This window comes from Rhizobium sp. O111, assembly GCF_055616315.1.
In genome coordinates this window covers 664033-687024 of record NZ_JBSHXL010000002.1, presented here as the reverse complement: position 1 = coordinate 687024, position 22992 = coordinate 664033, and the positions used below count along the sequence as shown (strand labels likewise).

The 22992-nt window shown below is 61.8% G+C and carries 22 protein-coding genes; 5 read left to right on the top strand and 17 right to left on the bottom strand.

What is annotated here, in order from left to right; translation table 11 throughout:
• Window positions 1-375 precede the first annotated feature (375 nt).
• A complete protein-coding gene (locus tag ACVTFQ_RS22720) occupies window positions 376-1227 on the top strand; it encodes a DUF6030 family protein (RefSeq protein ID WP_113176740.1) in 852 nt (283 codons plus the stop codon).
• Window positions 1228-1238: 11 nt separating this feature from the next.
• On the opposite strand, the gene ACVTFQ_RS22715 is transcribed toward ACVTFQ_RS22720, so the two are convergent.
• The 7 genes from ACVTFQ_RS22715 to ACVTFQ_RS22685 form a co-directional block, all read right to left on the bottom strand.
• Complete coding sequence (locus ACVTFQ_RS22715; protein ID WP_313760981.1) at window positions 1239-2381, bottom strand: serine hydrolase domain-containing protein; 1143 nt, start codon at window positions 2379-2381, stop codon at window positions 1239-1241.
• Between the two features lie 39 nt (window positions 2382-2420).
• Complete coding sequence (locus tag ACVTFQ_RS22710) at window positions 2421-3452, bottom strand: histone deacetylase family protein (protein ID WP_113176742.1); 1032 nt, start codon at window positions 3450-3452, stop codon at window positions 2421-2423.
• Window positions 3453-3520: 68 nt separating this feature from the next.
• The gene (locus tag ACVTFQ_RS22705; RefSeq protein WP_162718083.1) at window positions 3521-4555 is read right to left on the bottom strand and encodes an ABC transporter substrate-binding protein; all 1035 of its coding nucleotides are present in this window, start codon (window positions 4553-4555) and stop codon (window positions 3521-3523) included.
• 22 nt (window positions 4556-4577) lie between these two features.
• Window positions 4578-5378, bottom strand: a complete 801-nt coding sequence (locus ACVTFQ_RS22700) for an ABC transporter permease (RefSeq protein WP_113176743.1) — start codon at window positions 5376-5378, stop codon at window positions 4578-4580.
• Complete coding sequence (locus tag ACVTFQ_RS22695) at window positions 5371-6291, bottom strand: ABC transporter permease (protein WP_113176744.1); 921 nt, start codon at window positions 6289-6291, stop codon at window positions 5371-5373. The genes ACVTFQ_RS22700 and ACVTFQ_RS22695 overlap by 8 nt, the downstream gene beginning before the upstream one ends.
• A 1-nt stretch (window position 6292) precedes the next feature.
• Complete coding sequence (locus ACVTFQ_RS22690; protein ID WP_113176745.1) at window positions 6293-7393, bottom strand: ABC transporter ATP-binding protein; 1101 nt, start codon at window positions 7391-7393, stop codon at window positions 6293-6295.
• A gap of 117 nt (window positions 7394-7510) precedes the next feature.
• A complete protein-coding gene (locus tag ACVTFQ_RS22685; protein WP_113176746.1) occupies window positions 7511-9181 on the bottom strand; it encodes an amidohydrolase in 1671 nt (556 codons plus the stop codon).
• A 196-nt stretch (window positions 9182-9377) separates the two neighbouring features.
• Between ACVTFQ_RS22685 and ACVTFQ_RS22680 the strand changes: the two genes are divergently transcribed.
• On the top strand, window positions 9378-9776 hold the full coding sequence (locus tag ACVTFQ_RS22680) for a (R)-mandelonitrile lyase (protein WP_111565086.1): 399 nt from the start codon (window positions 9378-9380) through the stop codon (window positions 9774-9776).
• Window positions 9776-10477, top strand: a complete 702-nt coding sequence (locus ACVTFQ_RS22675) for a RibD family protein (protein ID WP_113176890.1) — start codon at window positions 9776-9778, stop codon at window positions 10475-10477. Before ACVTFQ_RS22680 ends, ACVTFQ_RS22675 begins: the two co-directional genes overlap by 1 nt.
• Before the next feature lie 61 nt (window positions 10478-10538).
• On the opposite strand, the gene ACVTFQ_RS22670 is transcribed toward ACVTFQ_RS22675, so the two are convergent.
• From ACVTFQ_RS22670 to ACVTFQ_RS22650, 5 genes are all read right to left on the bottom strand, one after another.
• Window positions 10539-11153 carry a dienelactone hydrolase family protein gene (locus ACVTFQ_RS22670; RefSeq protein WP_113176747.1) on the bottom strand — a complete coding sequence of 205 codons (615 nt, stop codon included), beginning with the start codon at window positions 11151-11153 and terminating at the stop codon, window positions 10539-10541.
• 12 nt (window positions 11154-11165) lie between these two features.
• A complete protein-coding gene (locus tag ACVTFQ_RS22665) occupies window positions 11166-12122 on the bottom strand; it encodes a glutathione S-transferase family protein (protein ID WP_113176748.1) in 957 nt (318 codons plus the stop codon).
• A gap of 110 nt (window positions 12123-12232) precedes the next feature.
• The gene (locus tag ACVTFQ_RS22660) at window positions 12233-13150 is read right to left on the bottom strand and encodes a LysR family transcriptional regulator (protein WP_113176749.1); all 918 of its coding nucleotides are present in this window, start codon (window positions 13148-13150) and stop codon (window positions 12233-12235) included.
• Window positions 13151-13240: 90 nt separating this feature from the next.
• The gene (locus ACVTFQ_RS22655; RefSeq protein WP_018896941.1) at window positions 13241-13840 is read right to left on the bottom strand and encodes a nitroreductase family protein; all 600 of its coding nucleotides are present in this window, start codon (window positions 13838-13840) and stop codon (window positions 13241-13243) included.
• 179 nt (window positions 13841-14019) lie between these two features.
• The gene (locus ACVTFQ_RS22650; protein ID WP_113176891.1) at window positions 14020-14238 is read right to left on the bottom strand and encodes a hypothetical protein; all 219 of its coding nucleotides are present in this window, start codon (window positions 14236-14238) and stop codon (window positions 14020-14022) included.
• Here ACVTFQ_RS22650 and ACVTFQ_RS22645 point away from each other — a divergent pair.
• Together ACVTFQ_RS22645 and ACVTFQ_RS22640 are read left to right on the top strand one after the other, a co-directional pair.
• Entirely contained in the window at window positions 14174-14659 is a 486-nt protein-coding gene (locus ACVTFQ_RS22645) for a DUF982 domain-containing protein (RefSeq protein ID WP_313760735.1), read from the top strand. The genes ACVTFQ_RS22650 and ACVTFQ_RS22645 overlap by 65 nt on opposite strands.
• Window positions 14660-14780: 121 nt before the next feature.
• The gene (locus ACVTFQ_RS22640; RefSeq protein WP_113176892.1) at window positions 14781-16598 is read left to right on the top strand and encodes a bifunctional diguanylate cyclase/phosphodiesterase; all 1818 of its coding nucleotides are present in this window, start codon (window positions 14781-14783) and stop codon (window positions 16596-16598) included.
• Between the two features lie 11 nt (window positions 16599-16609).
• Here ACVTFQ_RS22640 and ACVTFQ_RS22635 read toward each other — a convergent pair whose 3' ends face one another.
• The 5 genes from ACVTFQ_RS22635 to ACVTFQ_RS22615 all read right to left on the bottom strand — a co-directional run bounded on the left by ACVTFQ_RS22635 (window position 16610) and on the right by ACVTFQ_RS22615 (window position 22978).
• Window positions 16610-18331: a glycerol-3-phosphate dehydrogenase/oxidase gene (locus tag ACVTFQ_RS22635; protein WP_470424016.1), complete on the bottom strand. Its 1722-nt coding sequence runs from the start codon at window positions 18329-18331 to the stop codon at window positions 16610-16612.
• 59 nt (window positions 18332-18390) lie between these two features.
• On the bottom strand, window positions 18391-19920 hold the full coding sequence (locus tag ACVTFQ_RS22630) for an FGGY-family carbohydrate kinase (protein ID WP_113176751.1): 1530 nt from the start codon (window positions 19918-19920) through the stop codon (window positions 18391-18393).
• A 7-nt stretch (window positions 19921-19927) separates the two neighbouring features.
• Window positions 19928-20788 (bottom strand): DeoR/GlpR family DNA-binding transcription regulator, encoded by an 861-nt coding sequence (locus tag ACVTFQ_RS22625; RefSeq protein WP_018896947.1) that lies wholly within the window; start codon window positions 20786-20788, stop codon window positions 19928-19930.
• A gap of 103 nt (window positions 20789-20891) precedes the next feature.
• Complete coding sequence (locus tag ACVTFQ_RS22620) at window positions 20892-21839, bottom strand: D-ribose ABC transporter substrate-binding protein (RefSeq protein ID WP_018896948.1); 948 nt, start codon at window positions 21837-21839, stop codon at window positions 20892-20894.
• 86 nt (window positions 21840-21925) lie between these two features.
• Window positions 21926-22978, bottom strand: coding sequence for an ABC transporter permease (locus ACVTFQ_RS22615; RefSeq protein WP_470424015.1), 1053 nt, complete (start codon window positions 22976-22978; stop codon window positions 21926-21928).
• Window positions 22979-22992 lie beyond the last annotated feature (14 nt).

The window sequence follows — 22992 nt, the reverse complement described above, 5'->3', positions numbered from 1 at the left end:
CGCTATACTCCATACGCATTGCTACGCACCGTCGAGCGCGTGAGCATTTACTCATTGAACCACGTCATTGGGGTGCAACGCGCGCGAATGCCGCATTGCCACGATCGTCCATCTCTAATTTTCACGATTTCATAAATAGTTTCTTAACTTGCCGGCCAATCTCGCGGATGTGATTGCTGGTGTATTCCTGCCGCTCAATGCCATGGCGGATGGTAATGCCGACTGATTTTTTCGCGTTGCAGCATGAATTCGCGATCAGGCGATTGCTAATTCGGATGTATTGAACCATTGTGAGTATGAGCTTTAACTTATAATCCAGCCACGAAGGTGATGGATTTGGTGAGTGATGCATCACAAGAACAGGTAAGGGTGCCGTTGCGGAACAATATCCGCAGGTCCGTCTGGTCGATATTCTTCCTCATCCTGCCGTGCTTCGCGGCCGCGGCGCTGTTTCTTGGCGATCCTCAGCGGTTCGAAAGCCTCTTTCGCTATGTCGGAATTCAAATCTTCGATGAGCCGCCACAGCCGCCCATGATTGTCGAGCCGGCCGCGACGTCCACGCCACCGCCGGCGCAACCGGTCGACATCCCCGTTCGCCTGATCGAAGCCCCTGAACCCGAAGTCGCGGCTCAGTTCCTGCGCATGTGGAGGGTCTCCGGGCCGACCGTTTGCAAGGCGCTTCGTGATGCGGGTATCGAGACAAGCGAATGGCGCGCGCCCTCGATGCGCAGCACCAGCCACGAATGCTATTTCCAGCGCATATACAAGAAGAACGACGTTCGGCCGCTGAACTCGGTGTTCCTGAGGGTCAAGGGCAACGCCAGCGGCGACATCGTGGAGATCAGGGGAAGGCTCGTCGGCCCCCCGACGGATGCCGAAGGGCGGCTGGACGTCGGTCATATGAAGATATTCGAAACCCTGGTGCGGCAGGCGGGGTGGAGCGATTTTCAGGACGCGCTGGCGCCGATCCGCAGCCTTCGTGATTTCGAAAACGAGCGGTTCGGAGCCTATTTCAGCTTCAGGCGCGATACCGAGAGCCAGGACAGCTACAATTTCATGCTCGTCGTCGCCGCCGGTTCGGGGCCGCAGACGCGCACCAAGGCCTACTTCTCGCCAGAGCGGTGGGTCGAGGCGCCCGATCCCAGGATTGCCGAACTCTCCTTGCCGATCAGCCAGTTGGCGTCGAAGCAAGGTGCGTATCGTCAGCAAGGGGTGGCCTCCCGCTGACGGGGAGCGCGCTATGAGCGGCAGATCGCGCGCATCATCCGCACGATCGCGTGGTCAAGGGCCGGATCAACCGGCAACCGCTGCGACGACAGCTTGACGATGACAGTTTCGCTCTCCGGGTGGATCCAAATCCACTGGCCATGAATGCCGATCGCCGCCAGCTCTCCGGCGCCCGTCTCGTACCAGTAATTGCGGTAGCTTCCTTCCGGAAACAGTTCCAGCTGATCGCCGCTCTTCCATGCCTCGCGGCGCTTGCGCGACCAGAGGTCGGCGATGAAGCCCTCTGAAACGATCCCGTTACCGCGCCTGCGGACAAGGTCGCCCACCAAGGCAAGGTCTCGAGCCGTCGCAGAAATGCCGCCCGCCGCGCGCGCCGTGCCGATACGGTCGACGGTGACCATAGCGTCTGCGTCAGCGCCGACTGCTTTCCACAGGTGGTCGCTGAGCAGCGAGGCGAAGCGCGCCCCAGCGGCCCGCTCGAGAACGATGCCGGCCAGATCGGTGTTCGGCGAACGATAGGCGTGCCTCTCGCCGTGTGATCCGGCACCCTTGCCGATGCCGCAGATGAATGACTTCAGATCCGGTGCTGGATCGCCAGGCTTTTCGGGATTCCATCCTGTGGAGCGGCGATAGCGCTCGAAACCACCTGAGGTGTCGAGATAGCTTTCCACGAAATCGACGCTGATCTCCATGTCGAAGAGCTGCTGCACCGTTGCATCGGCATAGGCCGAACCGGTGACCTCGGGCACATAGCGGGTGATCGGGCTTTCGAAGGACAGCAGGCCTTTATCCGCGAGAATTCCGGCGAGCAGTCCTGTCAGGGACTTGGAGACGGAGAATATGATGTGTGGGCGCGTTGGATCGGAATGAGGCGCGGACCAGTCGGCGATAACGCGTCCGTCCTTCATGACGACGAATTCGTCAGTTTCGCTTTCGGTGAGAAAGTCCGACAGCAATGACGGTGCACCTTTCAGCCCTGTGAAAGAGATGCCCGATAGCGCGTCGAGGCCGACTGGCTCGGCCGCTTTTCCGCCGCGCGTGCCCGGGATGATCGCCGAGGGGACAATTTCGCTGACATGTTCGAAGGACCACCGGCTGTAGGGTACGGTGCGCCAGTTGGCGAGCGTCACGTCCGCGCGACTCAAGGTGGTCACTGGTTCGTCTCCTGGCATTCCATCACTCCCCGCCGGCAATCAGGCGTCTTCGAAGCCGGTGAGCACGCTCACCGCGTTGACACCGATCTCCTCGACGGCATAGCCGCCTTCCATGATGAACAGCGTCGGAAGCCCGAGCCTGGCGATCCGCTCGCCGATCTTGGAGAAGTCCTCGGTCCTGAGCTTGAACTTGCTGATCGGGTCCTTCTCGAACGTATCGACCCCGAGCGAAACGACCACCACATCAGGCGCGTAGGACAGCAGTTTGCCGCAGGCATCCTCCAGCGACTGGCTCCACCTCGTCCAGTCGGTGCCGAAGCGCATGGGGTAGTTGAGGTTGAAGCCTTCGCCGGCGCCGATACCACGCTCGTCGGCATGGCCGAGGAAATAGGGGTACTCCTGCATCGGATCGGCATGCAGGTTGATGACTTGCACATCATCACGCGCGTAGAAAATCTCCTGCGTGCCGTTGCCGTGATGATAGTCCACGTCGAGGATCGATACCCGCCTGGCGCCGTTGTCGCGCAGCCATTGCGCGGCCACGGCGGCGTTGTTGATATAGCAATAGCCGCCCATGAAGCCGGCGCCGGCGTGGTGGCCGGGCGGGCGGCAGAGCGCGAAGGCGGCGCGTTCGCCGGATTGCACCAGGCCGGCTGCCGTCAGCGCCACGTCATGGGAAGATTTGATCGCATCCCAAGAGCCCTCGACGATGCCGCAGCCGGCGTCGAAGGAGTAGTAGCCGAGCAGGCCATCGATGAACTCGGGCAGCACATCGCCGCGCAGGCCGCGCGTCGGCCATGTGAAGGGCAGCGCCGTTCCGCTGCGTCCTTCCGCTGTCCAGCGGTCCCAGATCGTCGGCAGGAAATCGAGATAATCCTTGCGGTGAACGCGCGCCGCTGTTGTCAGGTCATGCTCCGTCGGCTCGATGATCGCGCCGAGTCCGACCGCCGCGACACGGGCGGCGATATACTCGGCCCGCGATGTCAGCTCGAAGCCGGGAACGATGTCGCCCGCCACAAGCTCAAGCTGGTTGGCGTGGCCGCGATGGCGGGGAGAGAAGACGGTCTTCATCAAAACATCCATTCGCTGGAAAATGTGGCACCCCGCACCATCGACGGGGCGGGGTGCCGAGATCGGGCCTACTTCTGCAACTCGGTCCAGATCTTCGTGTAGAGCGCCTGAACATCAGGCGGGCAGGTCTGGGATGGTACGCCGACCGAAGCGAATTCCGCCGGGATAGTGATCTCGGGCGCATTCTTCATATCCTCGGGCATGAACTTGTCGGAGCCGGCGATGCCGTTTGCATAGCGATGGAAACCAGAGTTCATGCCGGCGTTTTCAGGATCCATCATGAAGTTCTGGAACAGCTTGGCATTCTCGACATTCTTGGCGTCCTTGAGGACGGAGAGGTTGTCGCTCCAGTTGACGAAGCCTTCCTTGGGATAGCCGAACTTGATCGCGGGGTTCTTGAGGCGCTGGCGGAAAGCCGAGCCGTTCCAGTCGCTCGATGCCGCGAAATCGCCAGAGCCCATCTTCTCGATGGTGCCGTATTCCATCGCCACCCAGTCGGGCTTGGCCTTCAGCAGCGTGTCGCGCACCTTCTTGAGTACAGCCAGATCGCCGGTGCACTTCTTGCCGCCATTGTAGAGCACGGCCGCGTCGATCACGTCGGTCATTTCGGGGACGACGTTGACCTTGCCCTTCAGCTCGGCCGGCGTATCGAAGATGATGCCCCAAGTGTTGATGTCACCCTTGTAGACATCGGTATTGACGACGGTGCCGACGATACCCATCGCCCACGGAACGGTGTACTTGCGGCCGGGATCGAAGTCGGGGTTGGCCCATTCCTTGGCCACGTTCTTGAAGTTTTCCATCTTGTCCGGGTCGGTCTCAAGCAACAGCCCCTCGGAAATCCAGATCGGAATGTAGTTCTGCGAGGGCACGACCATGTCGAAGCCGGAGCCACCCTGGCGGACCTTGGCAAGCGCCGTGTCGTTGGAATCATAGTCGGTGATCGTCACCTTGACCTTGTACTTGTCCTCAAACTTCTTGATCATCTCGGGGCTGGTGTAATTGCCCCAATTGTAGATGTTGAGCTCACCCTCGGCGTGGGCGAGGCCCGCGGTGCCAAGGAGTGCCGCCATAAGGGCGATTGTCGAAGTCATCCGTTTCATGCGCATGTTCCCTCTCTTGTTTTCAGGCACGTTTTCGATTGACGACAAAGAAGATGGAGACGACGAGGATCGACAGGCCGAGAAACAGCGTCGAGATCGCGTTCATTTCGGGCGTGATGGAGCGGCGGATTTGGCCGAGCATGTAGGTCGGAAGCGTGTCCTGGCCTGCGGATTTGACGAATTCGGTGATGACGACATCGTCGAGCGAGATGACGAAGGCCAGCATGAAGCCGGCGAGAATGCCCGGCCACAGCAGCGGCAGCGTCACATGGCGGAACGCCATCCACGGCGTAGCATAGAGGTCGGCCGCGGCCTTCTCCAGCGTCAGGTCCATGTTTTCGAGCCGCGCGCGGATCGGCAGATAGGCAAAGGGGATGCAGAAGGCTGTGTGGGCAGCAATGAGGTAGCCGATGCCGGCGTAGCCGGTCCAGATCTTGATGCGCGCGAAGAAGATCAGAAGCGCGACGGCGGTGACGATCTCGGGGATCATCAGCGGCTGGTTGATAAAGGCATATTTCATTGTCAGGCCGCGATAGGGCGCGGTGCGCGTGGTCGCCAGCGCCGCCATCGTCGCCGCGATCGTCGAGACCACGGCGGCAATCGCCGCGATCTGCAGCGAGCGCAGCGAGGCGTCGATCACCTGCTTGTTCTCGAAGGCCTTCTGGAACCAGCGCAGCGATATGCCGTCGAACGACGCGAGCGACTCGCCGGCGTTGAACGAATAGAAAACCAGCACGCCGATCGGCAGATAGAGAGCCGCGAAGCAGATCATCGCGATCGTGGTGAAGCCGCGCTGACGCCTGATGGAGAAGGATCTAGCCATGCCGGTTCTCCTGCCCGCCGGCGTTGCGCACATAGAAGAGCAGGGCGATCATCACGATCATCATCAGCGTGATCGACAATGCCGAGCCGAGCGGCCAGTTGCGTCCCTGGCCGAACTGCAGTTCGATCAGGTTGCCGAGCATCAGGTTCTTGCCGCCGCCGAGGATGCTGGGGGTGACGTAGGCGCCGAGCGCCGGGATAAAGACGAGGATGGAGCCGGCGATGATGCCCGGCTTGACCAGCGGAATGATGATCCGCCGCAGGACCTTGAAAGGCGTCGCGTAAAGATCGTATCCCGCCTCGACCAGGCGGAAATCGATCTTCTCCATGCTGGCATAGAGCGGCAGGACCATCAGCGGCAGGTACACATAGACCATGCCGGTCAGGATCGCGCCGTCGGTAAACAGCATCTGGATCGGCTTCGAGATTAGCCCGAAGCGCATGAGCAAGCCGTTGATCAGCCCTTCATTGCGGATGATTTCAAGGATCGCAAAGGTGCGGATCAGGAGATTGGTCCAGAAGGGAATGGTGATCAAGAGCAGCCACAGCTCGCGTGTCGTCTCGCGGCGGGTGGCGATGAAATAGGCGGTCGGAAAGCCGATGGCGAGCGTGAGCAGCGTGGTGGCAAGCGACAGGACGACAGAGCGGATGAAGATCGAGACATGGGCGTCGGCCATGGATAGCGAGCCGTCGAAAATGTCCTGCTGCAGCGCGACGTTGATCCAGCCCTCGATGGAGGGCACCCAGACGACGTCGCCATAAGGGCCTGGCGTCAGAAAGGAATAGGCGACGACGATCAGAAGCGGACCGCTGGCGGCCGCAAGAATGATCAGCAGGGCGGGCAGGGAAAGGAGCCAGCGTGTCCGGATGTCCCGGCTCTTTTCCGCCTCGATCACATCCGCCACATGGGTCATGTCAGCTCCTCAGCACCCTGGCGGCATTGGGCTCGATCGCGATGCCGACCCTATCACCCTCGGCGTACCGCGCAGCCTGCAGCGGCTTGTTCTGCTCGCGCAGCGTAAACAGCGTTTCGTTGTCGGCGAGGCGAACATGATAGTGCGTATCCGTGCCGAAATAGACGATCGTCTCCAGCGTGCCCGTCATCTGGCAGCGCGCATGATCCGCCGGCCCGCAAAGCGCTGCGTGTTCCGGCCGCAGCACCAAAGTCACCTCTCCGTCATCGGAAAAGTTGCTGGGCATCGTCGCCGAAATGCGACCGGCGGCGGCGGTTTCCACTTCCGCAATCCCGGAATTCACCGCGTGAATGCGCCCCTTGAGGAAGTTCGTCTCGCCGATGAAATCGGCCACGAAGCGGTCGGTCGGCGCATCGTAGATCTCTCTGGGGTTGCCGACCTGCAGGATCTTTCCAGCCGACATCACGGCGATGCGGTCCGACATGGTCAGCGCTTCCTCCTGGTCGTGGGTGACGAAGATGAAGGTGATCCCGGTTTCGGCTTGCAGACGCTTAAGCTCTATCTGCATGTCCTTGCGGAGCTTGTAGTCCAGCGCCGACAGTGGCTCGTCGAGCAGAAGCACCTTCGGCTGCGGCGCCAGCGCGCGGGCAAGCGCCACGCGCTGCTGCTGGCCACCGGAAATCTGGCTGGTGCGGCGGTTGGCGAGCGCTTCCATCCGCACCAGCTTCAGCATCGCCGCGACCCGGTCGCGGATCTCCTGCTTCGGTCGGCCGAGCATGGTCAGGCCGAAGCCGATATTCTCGGCGACCGTCATGTGCGGGAAAAGCGCGTAGCTCTGGAAAACCGTGTTGATCGGCCGCTTGAATGGCGGCATCGCGGCGATGTTATCGCCGTTCAACATGATCTCGCCCGATGTCGGGTATTCGAAACCGGCAATCAGGCGCAGGAGCGTTGTCTTGCCGCAGCCAGACGGCCCCAGAAGGGTGAAAAACTCGTTCTGCCTGATGGAAACCGATGCGTCGTCTACCGCGGAAAATGCGTACTCACCAAAGCCGAACACCTTGGAAACACTGCGAATCTCAATCGCGTTCAATCCCGCCATATGCGGCCCACTCGTGGTTGCTGATGCTGCTGTCCCCGCCTTTTCGGCTTTTGGCTAGGTGACCACACGCCTCGCGCATTGACAACCCGATTTTACGCTTCCGGTAGAAAATATTTATCAATCGGAAAAACTAATGCGCCCGCCGCAGATGGTCGTCACGGGCTTGATGGTGTCGAGATCATCGGGGTCGATCGCCTCGATATCGCTGTCGAGAATGACGATATCGGCGACGTAGCCCTGCCTGATCATGCCCTTGCGACCTTCCTTGAACTCGGCATAGGCGCCCTCGACGCAATAGGCGGCGAGCGCTTCCTGCAACGAGAAGGATTGATCCGGATCGCCGTCGCTCCATTTCTTGCGCGTCACCGCGGCCTTGAGGCCTACGAGCGGATCGATCGGCGAAACGGGCCAGTCGGACGCGAAGCAGATATGGGCACCGGCGTTCTTCAGCGTGCGCCAAGCGTAGCTGACCGGCCAGCGGTCCCTGCCAATGCGCGAGATCGTCGGCTCCAGCGGCAGGCCCGCGCAGCCGGGCGGATGGGGAGGCTGCATGGAGGCGATGACGCCGAGCTCGGCGAAACGCTTGATGTCGTCTGGATGCACAACCTCGATATGTTCAATGCGATGGCGGCTGTCGCGCGCACCATTCTCTTCGCGCGCCGCCGCGTAACCATCAAGCACTGCCCGGACAGCGCCATCGCCGATCGCATGAACGGCGATCTGCAGGCCGCGACGATCGGCTTCGACGGCGACCGCGCGAAACGCTTCGGGCGTGAACAGACCCTCGCCACGATCGCCTGGCTTGTCGGCATAGGGCTCGACCATCACGGCGGTTCCGCTTTCGATCACGCCGTCGTAGAAGAGTTTGACGAGGCCGGAGGAGAGCCAGTCGCTCTTGTAGTTGGCCGCCATGTTTGAGGCTTTCTCCAGCATGTCGAGCGACATGAAATTCTTGAAATGAAAGGGGATCTGCACGCGGCAGGGCAGGTGGCCATCCTCTTTCTCGATCGCTGCGAGCAGTTGCAGCTGATAGAGATTGCCGTCCATGTTCTGGACTGTGGTGATGCCGTGGCGGGCGCAATAGGCAAGGCCGGTGCGCATCACGGCGATGTCCTGCGCCCACTGCGCGGCATCCGGATAGGGCTCGGGCTCGCCGCCGGTCGAGAGACCCAGCCGATAACGATCGAAACCGCCGGCGGCCTGAAGCGGGCTGAAGGCTTCCATTTCCCGGAGCTCGCCGGTTGCCAGCCCGTCGGCGCCGACCACGACTTCGTTTCCGGGTCTGAGATCGGCGCCGTGGAGAATGCCCACCAGTTCGAGCGCGACGGTATTCGCCCAGGCCGTATGGTGATCGGGCGCGAAGAGAACGAGCGGCTGATCTGGCAGGATGGCATCCAGGTGTTGGCGGGTCAGCGGCTCTGCTTCGCCAAGAATATTGTAGTCGACGCCCTGTGCGAAAAGCACCGTCTGCGTCCGCCGGCCCTGCGCGTAGTCACGGATGGCCTCGGTCAACGCGGCCAGTCCCGTCACGCCCTTCAGCTGAAGATGATCCAGCTCGGCGGCGCCGGAAAACAGGTGCATGTGATTTTCCGAGAAGCCCGGCAATACCGTCTTCTCGTGCGCGTCGATCACCCGCGTTGCGGGACTGTGGAGAGCCTTGATCTCCTCCTCCGTACCGACGGCGATGATCCTCCCGTCGCCAAGCGCCACCGCCTGGGCATCAGGGTGATTGGGATCGAGAGTGAGGACACGCGCGTTGATTACGATGATGTCGGCCGTCGATGTCATGGGATGCTCGCTGCTGAAGGACTGTAACGAGCTAAGCCTATGCCCGCGGCGAATTCAACCGCCTCGCGTGCGCAGTCACCTCCAGCCATTCATGAAGTGTTCGCATAGGATTATGCCATGTCAGACACCTAGTCCTCACAGGATGTCTGGCCTATGTGGCACAGTGAGTTATCAGACCTGTCACAGGAGCAAGACAATGGAAATCAGGAAAAGCGGCGCAAAAGCCTCTGCAAAGGGCCCGGAAGACTATTTCACCGGCACGGTGCGCATCGATGCGCCATTCAACGGCAGCGGCAGCCTGAGCGGTGCGACCGTGACCTTCGAGCCCGGCGCCCGCACCGCCTGGCACACCCACCCCCTCGGTCAGACCCTGATCGTGCTTTCGGGCCTTGGCTTGATCCAGCGCGAAGGCGGAGAGGTCCAGGAAATCCGGCCCGGCGACATCGTGTGGTTCGAGCCCGGTGAAAAGCACTGGCACGGTGCTTCTCCGGATTGCGCAATGAGCCACCTCGCCATCGCGGAAATGAAGGATGGCTCCGCTGTTACCTGGATGGAGAAGGTCGCCGATCAGGATTACAGGGGCTCGGCCGCGTGATGAAGCCACATATCATCTGCCATATGATCACTTCGCTCGATGGCGGGCTTCACCCTAGCCGCTGGACAGCAAGCCCGGATGGAAACCGGGCAGGGTGGTCGACCGCCTACGAGACAATTCACAAGACGATGAACGCCGACGGATGGCTGGTCGGCCGCGTCACGATGGCCGAGATATCAAAGGCCGGCGCACATCCGCCAGCCGGACCGTTCGACGTCAACAGGTCGCTGCACGTGGCCAACCGCGACGCCAAGAGCTTTGCGATCGCTGTCGACCAGCACGGCAAGCTGCATTTCAACGGCGGCGATCTCGATGGCGATCATTTCATCGTGTTGCTCGGTAAGGATGTCAGCGATCAGCATCTGGCCGAGCTCGTCGCCGACGGCGTGTCCTATATCGTGTCCGACGGGCAGGAGATGGATCTATCCAGCCTGCTGGAAACACTGGGACGCGAATTCAATATCCGCCGTCTGCTTCTGGAAGGCGGAGCCGGCGTCAATGGTTCGTTCTTCGCGGCGGGCTTGGTCGATGAGCTGAGCCTGCTCGTGGCGCCAGCCGTCGACGCGCGCAAGGGGAGCGACCGTTTCATCGAATACGGTCAGGATGGTCTGGCGGGCAAGTGTGAGCTTTCGCTGCTTTCGTGCGACAAGCTTGATGACGGCCTGTTGCACCTCAAATACACGGTCAAGGCTTCGGCCTAGCCTTCCGAGAGAGCGTTGCGCCGAGCTTGGCGCAACGCCTTGTTTCTTTCCGAGGTCTGGATCACTTCATCGCTTCGGCCATGAACGCACCCGCCCGGGCAGCGCCATCGGCTGAAATCGTATGGCCAAGCCCGGGAACGATGATCGTCTCAACGTCCATCCCAAGCGTCTCAAGAGCAGCCGCGGCACGCGTCGTTTCAGCCGCCGGAATGACCGGATCGGCGCTGCCATGCACCAAGAGCACCGGCGTTTTGACCGCAGGCGTGAGCGGGAGCGGCGAGGCGAGGCGGCCGGAGAAGCCGACGACGGCGCCGACAGGCCAGCGACCTGATGCCACGGCATCGAGCGCCATGATGGTGCCCTGCGAGAAACCGACCAGAACGACGCGATCGAGCCGATCGGCGAAGCCGTTCTCCTTGATGATCGACGATATCGTGGCGTCAAAAGCCGGACGCGCATCCTTGATACGCTCGCTTCTGTTCTCCTCGGTGACACCCGCCACGCTGAACCACTGGTAGCCTGCGCCGAAGCTGGAGTGGCTTGGCGCGTTCGGCGAAGCGAAGACGGCGCCGGGAAGAGCGTCTTTCCAGACATTGGCCAGGGGCGCGAGATCGGCGCCGCTCGAGCCGACGCCGTGGAGCATGATGACCAGTGCATGTGATGCGATTGTCGACACGGCTATTTCCTCTCAGATCTCGAACGGAAGCTGCGGGCCCACGGGAACGATCCCCGTCGGGTTCAGCGCCTTGATCGAGTAATAGCCGCGCTTGATGTGATCGATGCTGACCGTCTGGCGGATACCCGGTATCGCAAGCATCTGGTCGACATAGCGGCTGAGATTGGAATAGTCCGCCAGCCGGCGCAGGTTGCACTTGAAGAGCCCATTGTACGCGGCGTCGAAGCGGATGAGCGTTACGAAGAGCCGTACATCAGCCTCCGTCAGTCGCGTGCCGAAGAGGAATGGCCGCTGTCCTTCGAGGCGCGCCTCCAGTTCGTCGAGCATCGCGAAGACCTCGGCGAAGGCTTCCTCATAGGCGACCTGTGTGGTCGCGAAGCCGGTGCGATAAACGCCGTTGTTGAGCTGCGGATAGATGCGCTCGTTGAGGGCGTCGATCTCCGCGCGCAGATCTTCCGGATAGAGATCGACCGAACCATCGGCGAGCGCGCCGAAGCCGGAGTTGAGCATCCGCAGGATATCCGCCGACTCGTTGTTGACAATGGTGCGGCGTTCCTTGTCCCAGAGCACAGGCACGGTCGCGCGGCCAGTGTAATGCGGGTCGGCGCTGGTGTAGATCTCGTGCATATAGGTGGCGCTGTTGAGCTCATCGCAATTGGCGCCTGGGTAGTCTCCGAAACGCCAGCCCTGATCGGATAGCGCCGGTTCGACGACCGATACCGAAATCACATCTTCCAGCTTCTTGAGCGCCCGGCCAATCAGCGTGCGCGAGGCCCAGGGGCAGATCAGCGCGACATAGAGATGGTAGCGGCCGGCCTCGGCCTCGAAGCCGCCGTCACCTGTTGGCCCGGCGTTGCCATCGGGGGTGATCCAGTTGCGGAAACCCGAAATCTGCCGGACGAAACCGCCCTTGGCGTCGGTCGCCTGTACGGGGTGCCAATCGGCGGTCCACTTGCCATCCACGAGCATGACTGAACTCCTGATCTGTTCTTGCGCGGTGTTGGAGCTTGATATGGCGCAATTCCAGATGGATTATTATCCGGTCACGAAGAGAGTATTTCCTTCCGGAATGGAAGCAATCAGCCCCAATCCTTGTCCCACACCGGTTGTCCGCGAAAAGCGTCGGCCAGGAAGTCGACGAGCACTCTGACTTTCAGCGCCAGATGCCGGGCAGGGGGATAGACCGCGTACAGGCCGCGCGGCTCATCCTCGAAATCGGAAAGCAAGGGAAGCACCGCCTGAAGGCGAAGTCGTGCGCCGGCAACGAAGCTCGGTACGCGCGCGATCCCCAAGCCCGCTTCGGCTGCGGCGACGCAGGCCTCGGCGTTCGAAAACTCAATGCGCCCGCGGACTTCTGTCACGATGGGCTGCAAACCGGCCTTGTCGCGGAAGCGCCAAGTGAGCGGATCGCGGAAATTGGTGTCGATGATGCAATCATGGGCCGCGAGATCCGCCGGCGTCACCGGCACACCGCGCTGGTCGAGATAGGACGAGGCGGCAACGAGCACGATGCGCGCGGCGCAAAGCTTGCGCGCGATCAGGCTGCTATCATCAGGGCGCCCGATGCGCACGGCGGCATCAAATCCTTCATCGACCAGATTGACTGTACGGTCCGAGAAACTGACGTCGAGATTGATGTCGGGGAAGGCCATCGCGAACTGATTGAGCACGGACGTCAGCTGCGTGGTGCCGAAGGTGATCGGCGCGGTGATCCGCAGCCGGCCCGACGGCGCGCGCGAGGCATTGCGCACCGAGGCATCAAGCGCATCGAACTCTTCGAGAAGCGATTTCACCCGTTCGTAATAGGCGCGACCTGCCTCCGAAAGCGACAGCGCGCGCGTCGTTCGCATGATCAGCTGAACGCCGAGGCTTGCCTCCAGGCGTGAGACCAGCTTCGAAGCCTGGCCGCTGCTGGTGCCGAGACGGACTGCCGCGGCAGCGAAGCTTCCCGTATCGATAACGGCTACGAACATGCGGTCGCATTCGAGACGGTCCAAATCGCTGTCCTCTTACCAACTTGCCGCCGTGAGAGCAGTCACCGCTGAGGCAAAGAAACCGGCGGCGCATGACGCCGCCGGCAAGCGTTATCAGCCGAAGACCTTGAAGCGGTCGCTGTCGTCCATGAACGCCTTTTCGCCGAAGGCGGCGGAGTTGGCGCCGAACGGCATCTGCGCGCGCAGCTTCCACGAGGCCGGGATGTTCCACGCGGCTGCAATCTCGGCGTCGGCCAGCGGGTTGTAGTGCTGCAGGCTGGCGCCGATGTCGGATGCGGCGAGCGCCGACCAGACGGCGAACTGCGTCATGCCGCTCGACTGTTCCGACCAGATCGGGAAGTTGTCGGCGTAAAGCGCGAACTTTTCCTGCAGGCCCTTCACGACGTCCTGGTCTTCGAAGAAGAGAACGGTGCCGGCGCCGGCGGCGAAGCTGTTGATCCGCTTTTCAGTCGATTCAAACGCGTCTGCAGGAACGATCTTGCGCAGTGCGTCCATCACGAAGCCCCAGAGCTTGTCGCTTTCCGCACCGTAGAGAACCAGAACACGCGAGCTCTGCGAGTTGAAGGAAGACGGCGTGTGCTTCACGGCTTCCTGGATGAGCTTGGTGGTTTCTTCCTGGGAGATCGGCAGGGTCTTGCCGAGAGCATACTGGCTGCGGCGCTTCTTGATGGATTCAATCAGAGTATTCGTCATGTGGGGCGCTATCCTTTTTCATATATGCGGCCACCCTGCTGCTGGGAGGAGCAGCGACATGCGGCCGGCAAGAAGGGATAGTGCATGCGAACGGATATGCATATTGCGTTGCATCAAGCGCGCGAGATTTTTTTGCGTCATCGCGATCTTGTGACCGTTTCGCCCGTGCCTCCCGAAGGCTATGACTTCAGCGGCAACTCGTCGCGCGCCAGCCGCGCGAGCTCTTTCTCGTCCTGCACGCCGAATTCAAACCAGTCGATCAGCGCCTTGGCGGTCGCCTGGCCACGGTCACTGCTGGCGTCGCAGTTCTGCTCAAGGCACCATTGCCTGAGGATGCGATCCAGCATCTCCATTGCTTCCGATGTCAGCGCCTCTTTCGGCCAGTCCGTCTTCGTCATCGCATCCACCCCCGTTTCGCACCACCGTAACGCGTATCCGCCGGGGCGCTATGACCGGCGAAGCACAGTCGCGCAAAATCGTCGCCGACCGTCCGGTATCGACGATGACGTTCAAATATTGGAACGCCACAACCGCATGTGCGTTAACCGGTATTGGAGGTATTGCGTTATGGACCCGAAACGATGGAGCCGGCCGATCTACTTCCAGGCGAGCAGATACGGCGAATTTCGAACAGTGACGAATACAAGCGAGGCCGCCACGGCGTTGAATACGGCGTGGCCAATCGCGCGCGGGCGCAGTCTGAAGACCGCCAAGCGCACCTGCCAGCAGGTTCTAAGCGGCAAGAGACCGCCTTCGGAGGCACGAAATGCCTTCATAGCGGCAGCCGTCGAGGCCAATGTTTACGTCAAGGAACGATAGCCGGAGCAGAAATCAGAAAAATCTTATTTAGGTAGAGTGCAAAGATAGAAGTTTAATGATGCATTCAATCCGATTTGAACACGAGCGTGCCACTATGGGTTTCGTAATCTCGAGTGGGACAATCATGCTGACGCTGCAGAATGCCATTCTTGAAATGATCGCCAAGGGCGAGCCGCTCGGCGCCGTCGTCCATGATCTTTGCACGCGCGTGGAGGCCGCCATCCCCTGGACGGTCTGTTCGGTGCTGACGGTCAAGGATGGCCGAATGCATCCGCTCGCGGGCCCGTCACTGCCGCTCACCTATTCGCAGGCCGTGGACAATCTGGCCATCGGCCCTCTCGCCGGCTCCTGCGGGACGGCGGCCTATCATGGCGTCCCTGTTACCGTTACCGACATCGAAAACGATGCGCGCTGGCAGGACTTCAAAGCCATGGTCCTGCCCCTGGGCTTCAAGGCCTGCTGGTCGACGCCGATCATGAGCGGCGATCGGGTTCTGGCGACCTTCGCCTTCTACTTTCGCGAAAAGCGTGGTCCTAGCCAATTGGAACGCGATGTGGTGGATGCATGCGTGCATCTCTGCGCGATCGCGCTTGAGAGAAACGAGCGCGCACTTGAGCGCGAGGCGCTGACCTACACGGATGCGCTTACGGGGTTGCCCAATCGCGCGCGGTTCAACGAGGTGCTCAAACAGCAGCATCGATCCGCCGAGCGAAGCTGGGGCATGCTGCTTGTCGACGTCGACAACTTGAAGCTGGTAAACGACACATTCGGCCACGGGGCGGGTGATGCGCTTATTCAGGTCGTCGCGCGCCGCATGGCCGCCACCATGCCGACCGAAACGACGTTCCGACTGGGTGGTGATGAGTTCGCGGTCATTTTGCATGACGGCCCGGAGCCGGATCTCGCCGCAAAGGCCGAGGACATTCTCCGCGAGATCAAGAGGCCGGCGCAGTGCGATGGCCATGTGATCTTTCCGGCGGCCAGTATTGGCGGCGCGATTGCCGAGATCGACGACACGCCCGAGCAGGTCCGGCACAATGCCGATGTCGCGCTCTATCACGGCAAGGAGCGCAACCGTGGTCAATACACTGCCTATCATGCGGGGCTGGGCACGGCGCTGACACGGCGCTTTCGCGCCATTCGCGACGTCAGTGTGGCGCTGGCGCAGAACCGTATCGACGCCCACTATCAGCCGATCCTTCGCCTCGACACGCGCGAGGTCGTCGGCTTCGAAGCGCTGTGTCGCATGACCACACAGGCCGGAGACGTGGTATCCGCGGCGAACTTCCATGATGCGACGCTGGACGCCCAGGTGGCGTCCGAGTTGACCGAGCGCATGCTGTCGCGCGTTGCGGCTGATGTCCGCCGCTGGCTGGATATGGGCCTGCCGTTCCAGCATGTCGGTATCAATCTGTCGGCGGCCGATTTTCATGCCGGCCATCTTCAGGAGCGGCTATGCAGCGCGTTTGCGGCATCAGGCATACCGCTGAAGCACGTCATCATCGAGGTGACGGAATCCGTCTATCTCGGCCAGGGCGATCACGTCGTGGCAAACGAGATCAAGGCGATGCGCTCCCGAGGTTTGCGCGTTGCACTCGACGATTTCGGGACTGGCTTCGCATCGCTGACGCATCTGCTCACCGTTCCCGTCGATATCATCAAGATCGACAAGTCATTCGTCGATCGACTGGTGCCGGGTGACGCGGGCGCGGTCATCATCGAGGGTCTGATGGGGATCGCCGAGAAGCTCGGCATCCGTGTCGTTGCCGAGGGAATAGAAACGGAGATGCAGGCCGAGCATCTGCGCGCGCTTGGATGTCTGCTGGGGCAGGGCTATCTGTTTCACAAGGCGGTCGATCGCCATTCGGCCGCCTGGCTGTTGCGGGAGTTCGGTCAGCATCCGACGGCCGACGAGCAGGCGATGTCACGACTGGCCTAGGACGGCGACGATCAGGCCGCCCGCCTGAGGTCCTGCCCGTGGAAATCCGCGAGCGTCGTCACGACGTCGTCGATCTCCGCCTGCGTCCGCGCCGCATCCCAGCCGAGTGCTTCGGCGGCGACCTTTGCCATGTCAACCAAGCCAGCCATCGTCAACGCGCCTTCGATCGCAATCGTCGTCCGGCGAAGCACGATGTCGGAGAGATGGACGACAAACTCCTTTCTCGCGATCCAGTCGATCTCGAGCAGGCTGTAATGGTCTGCATCGGAAAGCCGTTCGCTGTCGCGATGGGTTGACGTTGCTTCGTGATCGAGGATCGCGGATGCCGTGGTGCCGTAGCGCGACAGCAGCGTCTCGGCGCGCATCGTGTCGACACCGCTCTTTTGCGCGGCAGCCGCTATCCAGGCCCGACGCTGAGCGGCATCGCCGGGAAACTGGCGTCCGCCGCCGATGGCCAGCTGCTGTGTCGATTGGCGGCGTGTGCGCTGGAGGCGTTTGAGCACGAGGTCGGCGACCTCCTCGGAAAAGCCACGGAATGTCGTCCATTTCCCTCCGACCAGCGATACGACAGGGAAGGGACGTCCGGCTGTCGCTTCCATCACTGGTGCCGAGTGATCGCGGCTGATGATGCCGGGCGAGGAGGCGTCCGAGGCCGGCAGCGGGCGGATGCCGCTATAGGTGTAGACCACCTGATCGCGGCTGAAACGCAGCGAAGGGAGAAGGGAGCGGACACTCTCTAGGAAATATTCGATCTCCGGTTCTTCGCAGCGCACGTTCTCCGGATCGCTTGCCGGTATGTCGGTCGAGCCGACCATGGCGAGGCCCAGGTAGTCGTAGACGAGGCAGATGCGGCCGTCATCGGCCTCGAAGTAGATCATGTGTCCGTTGAGGCTTTTCACGAGTTCCGGATGATCGAGCAGGACATGCGAGCCCTTGGTGCCGCCGATCAGCTTCGAGGGCGCGTTGAGCGAGGCGTTGGCATGATCGATCCATGGCCCGGCGGCATTGATGACCAGCTTCGGGCGAACGGAGAATGTCTCGTCGTTCGCGCGCTTGAAGGTCAGCACGCCGTTTTCCGATGAGATCAGCGCCGTGAAGTTGGTTGCCAGCGCGTTCTCGTTGGCCTGCAGGCCGTCCGCAACGAGTTCGTAGACCAGGCGTTCCGGGCGGCTGATCTTGGCGTCGTAATAGATGCCGCCCGCGACGATGGCGGGCGTGACATGCGGCATCTCCTTCAGCGCCTTCTTCTTGAATAGAAAGCGGTGGTTCGGCATCACCCGGTTGCGGGCGCCGAAGAAGTCATACATCCGCAGGCCGATCTTGACGAGAACGGCACCGCGGCTGCGCGGTGCGGTGGTCGAGCCGGTCAGTGTTCTGAGCGCCGCCCAGATGCCGCGCGTCCAGGAGAAGACCGGAATGAAGGTCGGAAGCGGCTCGACGCAATGCGGCGCGTTGCGCAGCAGCAGATTGCGCTCCAGCGTCGATTGCGCGACCAGCCCGAACTCGCCGGTCTCAAGATACTTCAATCCGCCATGGATCAACCGCGACGGGGCCGAGCTCGTGCCCGAGCCGAAATCCGCCTTGTCTACGATCAGGCAGTCGACGCCCTGCACGCAAAGATCGCGGAACGTACCCGCGCCGTTGATACCCGCGCCGAGGATGACGACGTCAATATCCTTGATCGCGCCGAGGTCTTGGAAACGAAGCGTGTTGGCGGCGGAAATATCGATCATCTGAAATCGTCCTGCTGAATGTCATTTGCAAACCGTGCCCGGCGGGCGCGGTTCATATCTCAAGCCGATGGCTTGCCTGCCGTGAGCTTGCCGATCTTCGGCCAGATGGGCGCCATGGCATCGGCGATCTCGCGGAAGAGGTCGTAGCGCTCCTGGTATGCGGCACTTCGCGCCGCATCAGGGTAGCAGCGATGCGCGACGGCCGCCGTGTCGCGTGGATCGTTCCGAGGGCTTGCATAGAGACCGGCGCCTGCGCCGGCGCAAAGGGCTGCACCCCACGCGGCAGCTTCATCGGTCTCCGTGACCGTCGCCGGCATGCCGAGGATGTCGGCGAACATCTGCACCACGCGCTTGTTCCGCGAGATGCCGCCGGCAAGGCGCGCCTCGCTGAAGGTGAAGCCATCCCGCAAGGCGTCCACATGGATGCGGTGGTTGAAGGCGATGCCCTCGAGCACGGCGCGCAGCATGTCGCCGCGATTGTGCCAGCCGCCGAGGCCGAAGAAGCCGGCGCTGGCCGCGGCCCCATAGGGCGAGCCAAAGAGATAGGGGTGGAAGAGGGCTGTCAGCGGACGCTCGAAGGCGGCTTCGATCTCCGGCGCAAGCAGCGCGTGGACCGAACCGCCGGATGCCTCGACGCTCTGGCGCTCGCTGGCGCACAGCGTGTCGAGGAACCAGTCGTAGTTGGCAGTCGATGCCGGCGAGATCGACATGTTGTTCCACTGGCCGGGCTCGATGGCGTTGCGGCAGAACCAGCGGCGGTCCATGCGCGGATGCGGCGACAGCGTCTCATTGATGGAGTAAGTGCCGGCGATGACGGCAACCACGTCTTCGGCATAGCCGCCGGAGCCGAGCGCGGAGGCTGTCACGTCATGCAGGCCGGCGACTACGGGCGTTCCAATCGCAAGGCCGGTGCGCTCAGCCGTTTGCGCGGTCACGTAGCCGATGATCTCGTCCGAGCGCGAAATCGGCGGCAATGCGGAGGCCATCTCCTCGATGCCGAACAATCTCAGGGCATCGAGATCATAATCCTGCGTCCGGACATTGGTGAAGGAGGTGCTCGCCTCGGTGCGATCGGTGCCGATGACGCCGCTCAGGCAGAACCGCAACCAATCCTTGCACGACAGGATATGACCGATCTCCTTGTAGCGCGCCGGCTCGTGTTTCTTGATCCAGGCAAGCAGCGCCGAGGGCGCAGAGACATGCGGAACCTGGCCGGTCAGTTCCAGCGCCTCGTCGGCGAGCGGGCTGGCAAGCCAGGTCTCGACGATATCGACCGAACGGCTGTCGAGCGACAGGAGCGCGCGGCCGAGAGGGGCGTTGGTCTTGTCGGTGAGATAGATGCCGTCGCCATGCGCAGTTGCCGCGATTGCGGCGATGTCGCTCGCCGGGCGTCCGCTGAGTTCGATCGCCTCGCGGATGGCGTCGGCCGTCTGCGTCCAGAGTTCGTTCATGTCGCGCTCGACATGGCGCGCATGCGGCATGAACTGGGTCACGCGGCGGCGGGCAACCGCGATCGGGGTCCCGTCGACGTCGAAGATCACGGCCTTGGTGACGGTGAGGCCGCTATCTATTCCAAGCAGACTTGGCATTCAGGCTTTACTCCGGCTGATGTGGTCGCAGACGCGCCTTGTCCTCTCGCGCGATGATCACGTTGATATCGCGTGATCGCATGCGGTCGATGTGGACGGCGGGCGTCTTGTCGTCGACGATGATGACGTCGAATTCGCTAAGGGCTGCGAAGCGATGCAGGGCGCGCCGCTCGAATTTCGTGTGGTCGGCCAGGAGGACGCGCTTCGCGGCGCAGTCGAACATGGCGCGCTTCGTGTCGACCATCTCGGGCGACTGGTGAAAGACCAGATCGTCGGTGATCGCCGACATGGAGATAAAGGCGACGTCGGCGCGCAGACGGTGGATTTCGTTGACGGTGGTGCGGCCGACAAAGGCGTTGCACCAGTTGTAATATTGCCCGCCGAGCGCCAGCAACGTCAGGTCCTGCATGCCCTTCAATGCGTTGATCAGCGTCAGCGAGTTGGTGATCGCCGTGATCGGAACCTTCGCGGGCAGGTGGTCTGCCATCGGCAGTACGGTGGTGGAATCGTCGAAGAAGATGGCTTGCCCGGGCTCTACGAACTGCATGGCCGCCGCGGCGATCATGTTCTTTTCGGCCGATTGGCGGCCGGAGCGGTAGACGTCGCTGGATTCGATCAGGCTGGAGGCGGCTGCCGTCACCACGCCGCGCGTCTTGCGAAACAGGCCACGGCTGACGAGGTCGTCGACATCGCGATGCGCGGTCATGAGGCTGATGCCGAAGCGATCGGTCAGATCCTCGATCCGCATCTGTCCTTCCGCCATCACCGCCTCGGCGATCATCTGCCGGCGCACGAGTTGGCGTGTCTGGCGGCTATCGCTTGGGAGTTCGTCGATGGGGAGCGCGCCTGCGCCTATCTTCTGTGTCACGATGGCCTCTGCGCTCGAACGACTGGTGTGCGCGTTGTATCGCGAAGATACGCAACTGTGGAGGAAAAAGGGGGCGCCTCATTAAGGCGTCCCCTTCCGTGTCTTACTGCTCGAGAACGAAGGGAGCCGTGTACTTGTCGACGTTGTCCTTGGTGATCAGCAGGCAATCGAAGAGCTGCTTTTCGCTCTTTGCGCCGGTGCTGCCATTCTTGATGACATTGTCGGCCTGCTTGACGGCTTCTTCCGAGAAGACGGCGACCGGCTGCAGGACGGTGTACTGCAGATCGCCGGCCTTGATGGCGGCTACTGCGTCAGGCGAACCGTCGAAACCGCCGACCTTGACGTTTGCCAGCTTGCCGGCTTCCTTCAGTGCTGCGATCGCGCCGAGAGCCATTTCGTCGTTGCCGGAGATGACGCCGATGATGTCAGGGTTTGCCTGAAGCATCGACTGCATCTTGTTGTGGCCCTGGGTACGATCCCAGTTGGCGACTTCCTTGGCCGACTTCACCAGGTCAGGATACTGGGTCAGGACCGACTCATAACCGTTCGAACGCGTTGCGGCGTTGTTGTCGGAGGGAGAGCCGAAGAGTTCGGCATACTTGCCCTTGTCGCCGACAGCTTCAACCCACTGCTGCGCACCGATGGCCGCACCCTGTGCGTTGTTGGAAACGAGCTGTGCCTTGGCTAGGCCTTCCTGGTTGATTTCAGCGTTGACGAGGATGACCGGGATGCCAGCGGCAACGGCCTTCTTGACGGCACCAACCGAACCATCGGCGTTTGCCGGGTCGAGGATGATGGCAACCGACTTGTTGGTGATCGCGGTGTCGATCAGGTTGCTTTCGGTGTTGGTGTCACCCTTGTGCGCGCCGACGGTTGCGGTGTAGCCGAGCTTTTCAGCAGTTGCCTTGGCAACGTTGCCTTCGGTCAGCCAGTAGGGGTTGGACGGGTCGTTGACGATAACCGTCATCAGGCCCTCAGCCCATGCGGAGCTTACGAAGATCGGCGCTACGGCAACAGCTGCCAGAAGAACGCGCATGCCCTTTTTAAACATAGTCTCTCTCCCATTGATGAGTTCGTGTGGTGCCGGCTTCCCGGCGGTGCTTTCCGCATTGTTGCGGAGAAGGTCTGCAGCGTGCGTCAGGAGGATTTGACCCGACGCCCGTATTGGATGCTGTTCATGAGAACGGCGAGAACGATGACCGCGCCGGTAAAGACAGTCTGCCAGTAGGCCGAGACGCCGATGATCACGAGGCCGTCGGACAGGAAGCCGATGACGAAGGCGCCGAGCATGGTGCCGCGTACGGTCCCCCGTCCGCCGGTGAGCGCAGCACCGCCGATGACCACGGCGGCAATCGCCGTCAGTTCATAGGTGGTGCCCGCGGTCGGACCGGCGGACGTCAGCTGGGAGGAAAGGACCAGGCCGGCAATGGCCGCGCAGACGCCGGAGAACACGTAGACAAGGATCTTGACGCGCTTGACGGGAACGCCGGAGAGTTCGGCGGCGCGTTCATTGCCACCGGAAGCATAGAGCCAGCGACCGAAAGCAGTCTTGCTGAGCACGATGCCGCAGATGATGGCGAGAGCTGCAAGCACCAGCACGCCGATCGGAATGCCGCCGAGACGGTTGAAGCCGAGCCAGTCGAAGCCGGTGTTGCCGAGTTCGGGGCGGCCGCCGAGATTGTTGTAGGTGAGGCCGTTCGTCATCAGAAGCGCGATGCCGCGGGCAACGTAGAGAACGCCGAGCGAGGCGACAAAGGCCGGAATCTTGAGATAGGCGATCAGCACGCCGTTGACTGCGCCGACAAGCGCACCCATCGCGCAGGTGAGGACCACGACCGCCCAGACCGGCGTGTAGAGGATGACGCCGAAGGTGGGAAGCTGCACGCCCTGCATCAGGAAGCCCGCGATACAACCGGCCAAGCCCAGCGTCGAGCCGACCGAAAGGTCGATACCGCCGTTCAGGATGACGAGCAGCATGCCGATCGCCAAGATCCCGAAGATCGCCACGTGCGAGGCCATGATCAGAAAGTTGTTGAGGCTGAAATAGTAAGGCGACAGGAAGGAGAAGACCGCGATGATGACGATCAGCGCGAAGAACGCGCGGCCTTCCAGCAGCAGGCGAATGATATTGAAATCCCGCCGTGGCCCGTTCGAAACTGTCTTTTTGTCGTTTGCTTCAGTGACTGACATAATCAGTGCTCCAT

What these genes read in the sequence shown, in the direction of transcription:
- ACVTFQ_RS22635 (WP_470424016.1), bottom strand. Translation starts at nt 18,331, where the DNA reads ATGATCGATATTTCCGCCGCCAACACGCTTCGTTTCCAAGACCTCGGC.
- ACVTFQ_RS22630 (WP_113176751.1), bottom strand. Translation starts at nt 19,920, where the DNA reads ATGCCAAGTCTGCTTGGAATAGATAGCGGCCTCACCGTCACCAAGGCC.
- ACVTFQ_RS22665 (WP_113176748.1), bottom strand. Translation starts at nt 12,122, where the DNA reads ATGCTCGTGGATGGCAAGTGGACCGCCGATTGGCACCCCGTACAGGCG.
- ACVTFQ_RS22620 (WP_018896948.1), bottom strand. Translation starts at nt 21,839, where the DNA reads ATGTTTAAAAAGGGCATGCGCGTTCTTCTGGCAGCTGTTGCCGTAGCG.
- ACVTFQ_RS22675 (WP_113176890.1), top strand. Translation starts at nt 9,776, where the DNA reads ATGAAGCCACATATCATCTGCCATATGATCACTTCGCTCGATGGCGGG.
- ACVTFQ_RS22695 (WP_113176744.1), bottom strand. Translation starts at nt 6,291, where the DNA reads ATGACCCATGTGGCGGATGTGATCGAGGCGGAAAAGAGCCGGGACATC.
- ACVTFQ_RS22655 (WP_018896941.1), bottom strand. Translation starts at nt 13,840, where the DNA reads ATGACGAATACTCTGATTGAATCCATCAAGAAGCGCCGCAGCCAGTAT.
- ACVTFQ_RS22710 (WP_113176742.1), bottom strand. Translation starts at nt 3,452, where the DNA reads ATGAAGACCGTCTTCTCTCCCCGCCATCGCGGCCACGCCAACCAGCTT.
- ACVTFQ_RS22690 (WP_113176745.1), bottom strand. Translation starts at nt 7,393, where the DNA reads ATGGCGGGATTGAACGCGATTGAGATTCGCAGTGTTTCCAAGGTGTTC.
- ACVTFQ_RS22680 (WP_111565086.1), top strand. Translation starts at nt 9,378, where the DNA reads ATGGAAATCAGGAAAAGCGGCGCAAAAGCCTCTGCAAAGGGCCCGGAA.
- ACVTFQ_RS22685 (WP_113176746.1), bottom strand. Translation starts at nt 9,181, where the DNA reads ATGACATCGACGGCCGACATCATCGTAATCAACGCGCGTGTCCTCACT.
- ACVTFQ_RS22645 (WP_313760735.1), top strand. Translation starts at nt 14,174, where the DNA reads ATGCGATCCAGCATCTCCATTGCTTCCGATGTCAGCGCCTCTTTCGGC.
- ACVTFQ_RS22650 (WP_113176891.1), bottom strand. Translation starts at nt 14,238, where the DNA reads ATGACGAAGACGGACTGGCCGAAAGAGGCGCTGACATCGGAAGCAATG.
- ACVTFQ_RS22700 (WP_113176743.1), bottom strand. Translation starts at nt 5,378, where the DNA reads ATGGCTAGATCCTTCTCCATCAGGCGTCAGCGCGGCTTCACCACGATC.
- ACVTFQ_RS22705 (WP_162718083.1), bottom strand. Translation starts at nt 4,555, where the DNA reads ATGAAACGGATGACTTCGACAATCGCCCTTATGGCGGCACTCCTTGGC.
- ACVTFQ_RS22615 (WP_470424015.1), bottom strand. Translation starts at nt 22,978, where the DNA reads ATGTCAGTCACTGAAGCAAACGACAAAAAGACAGTTTCGAACGGGCCA.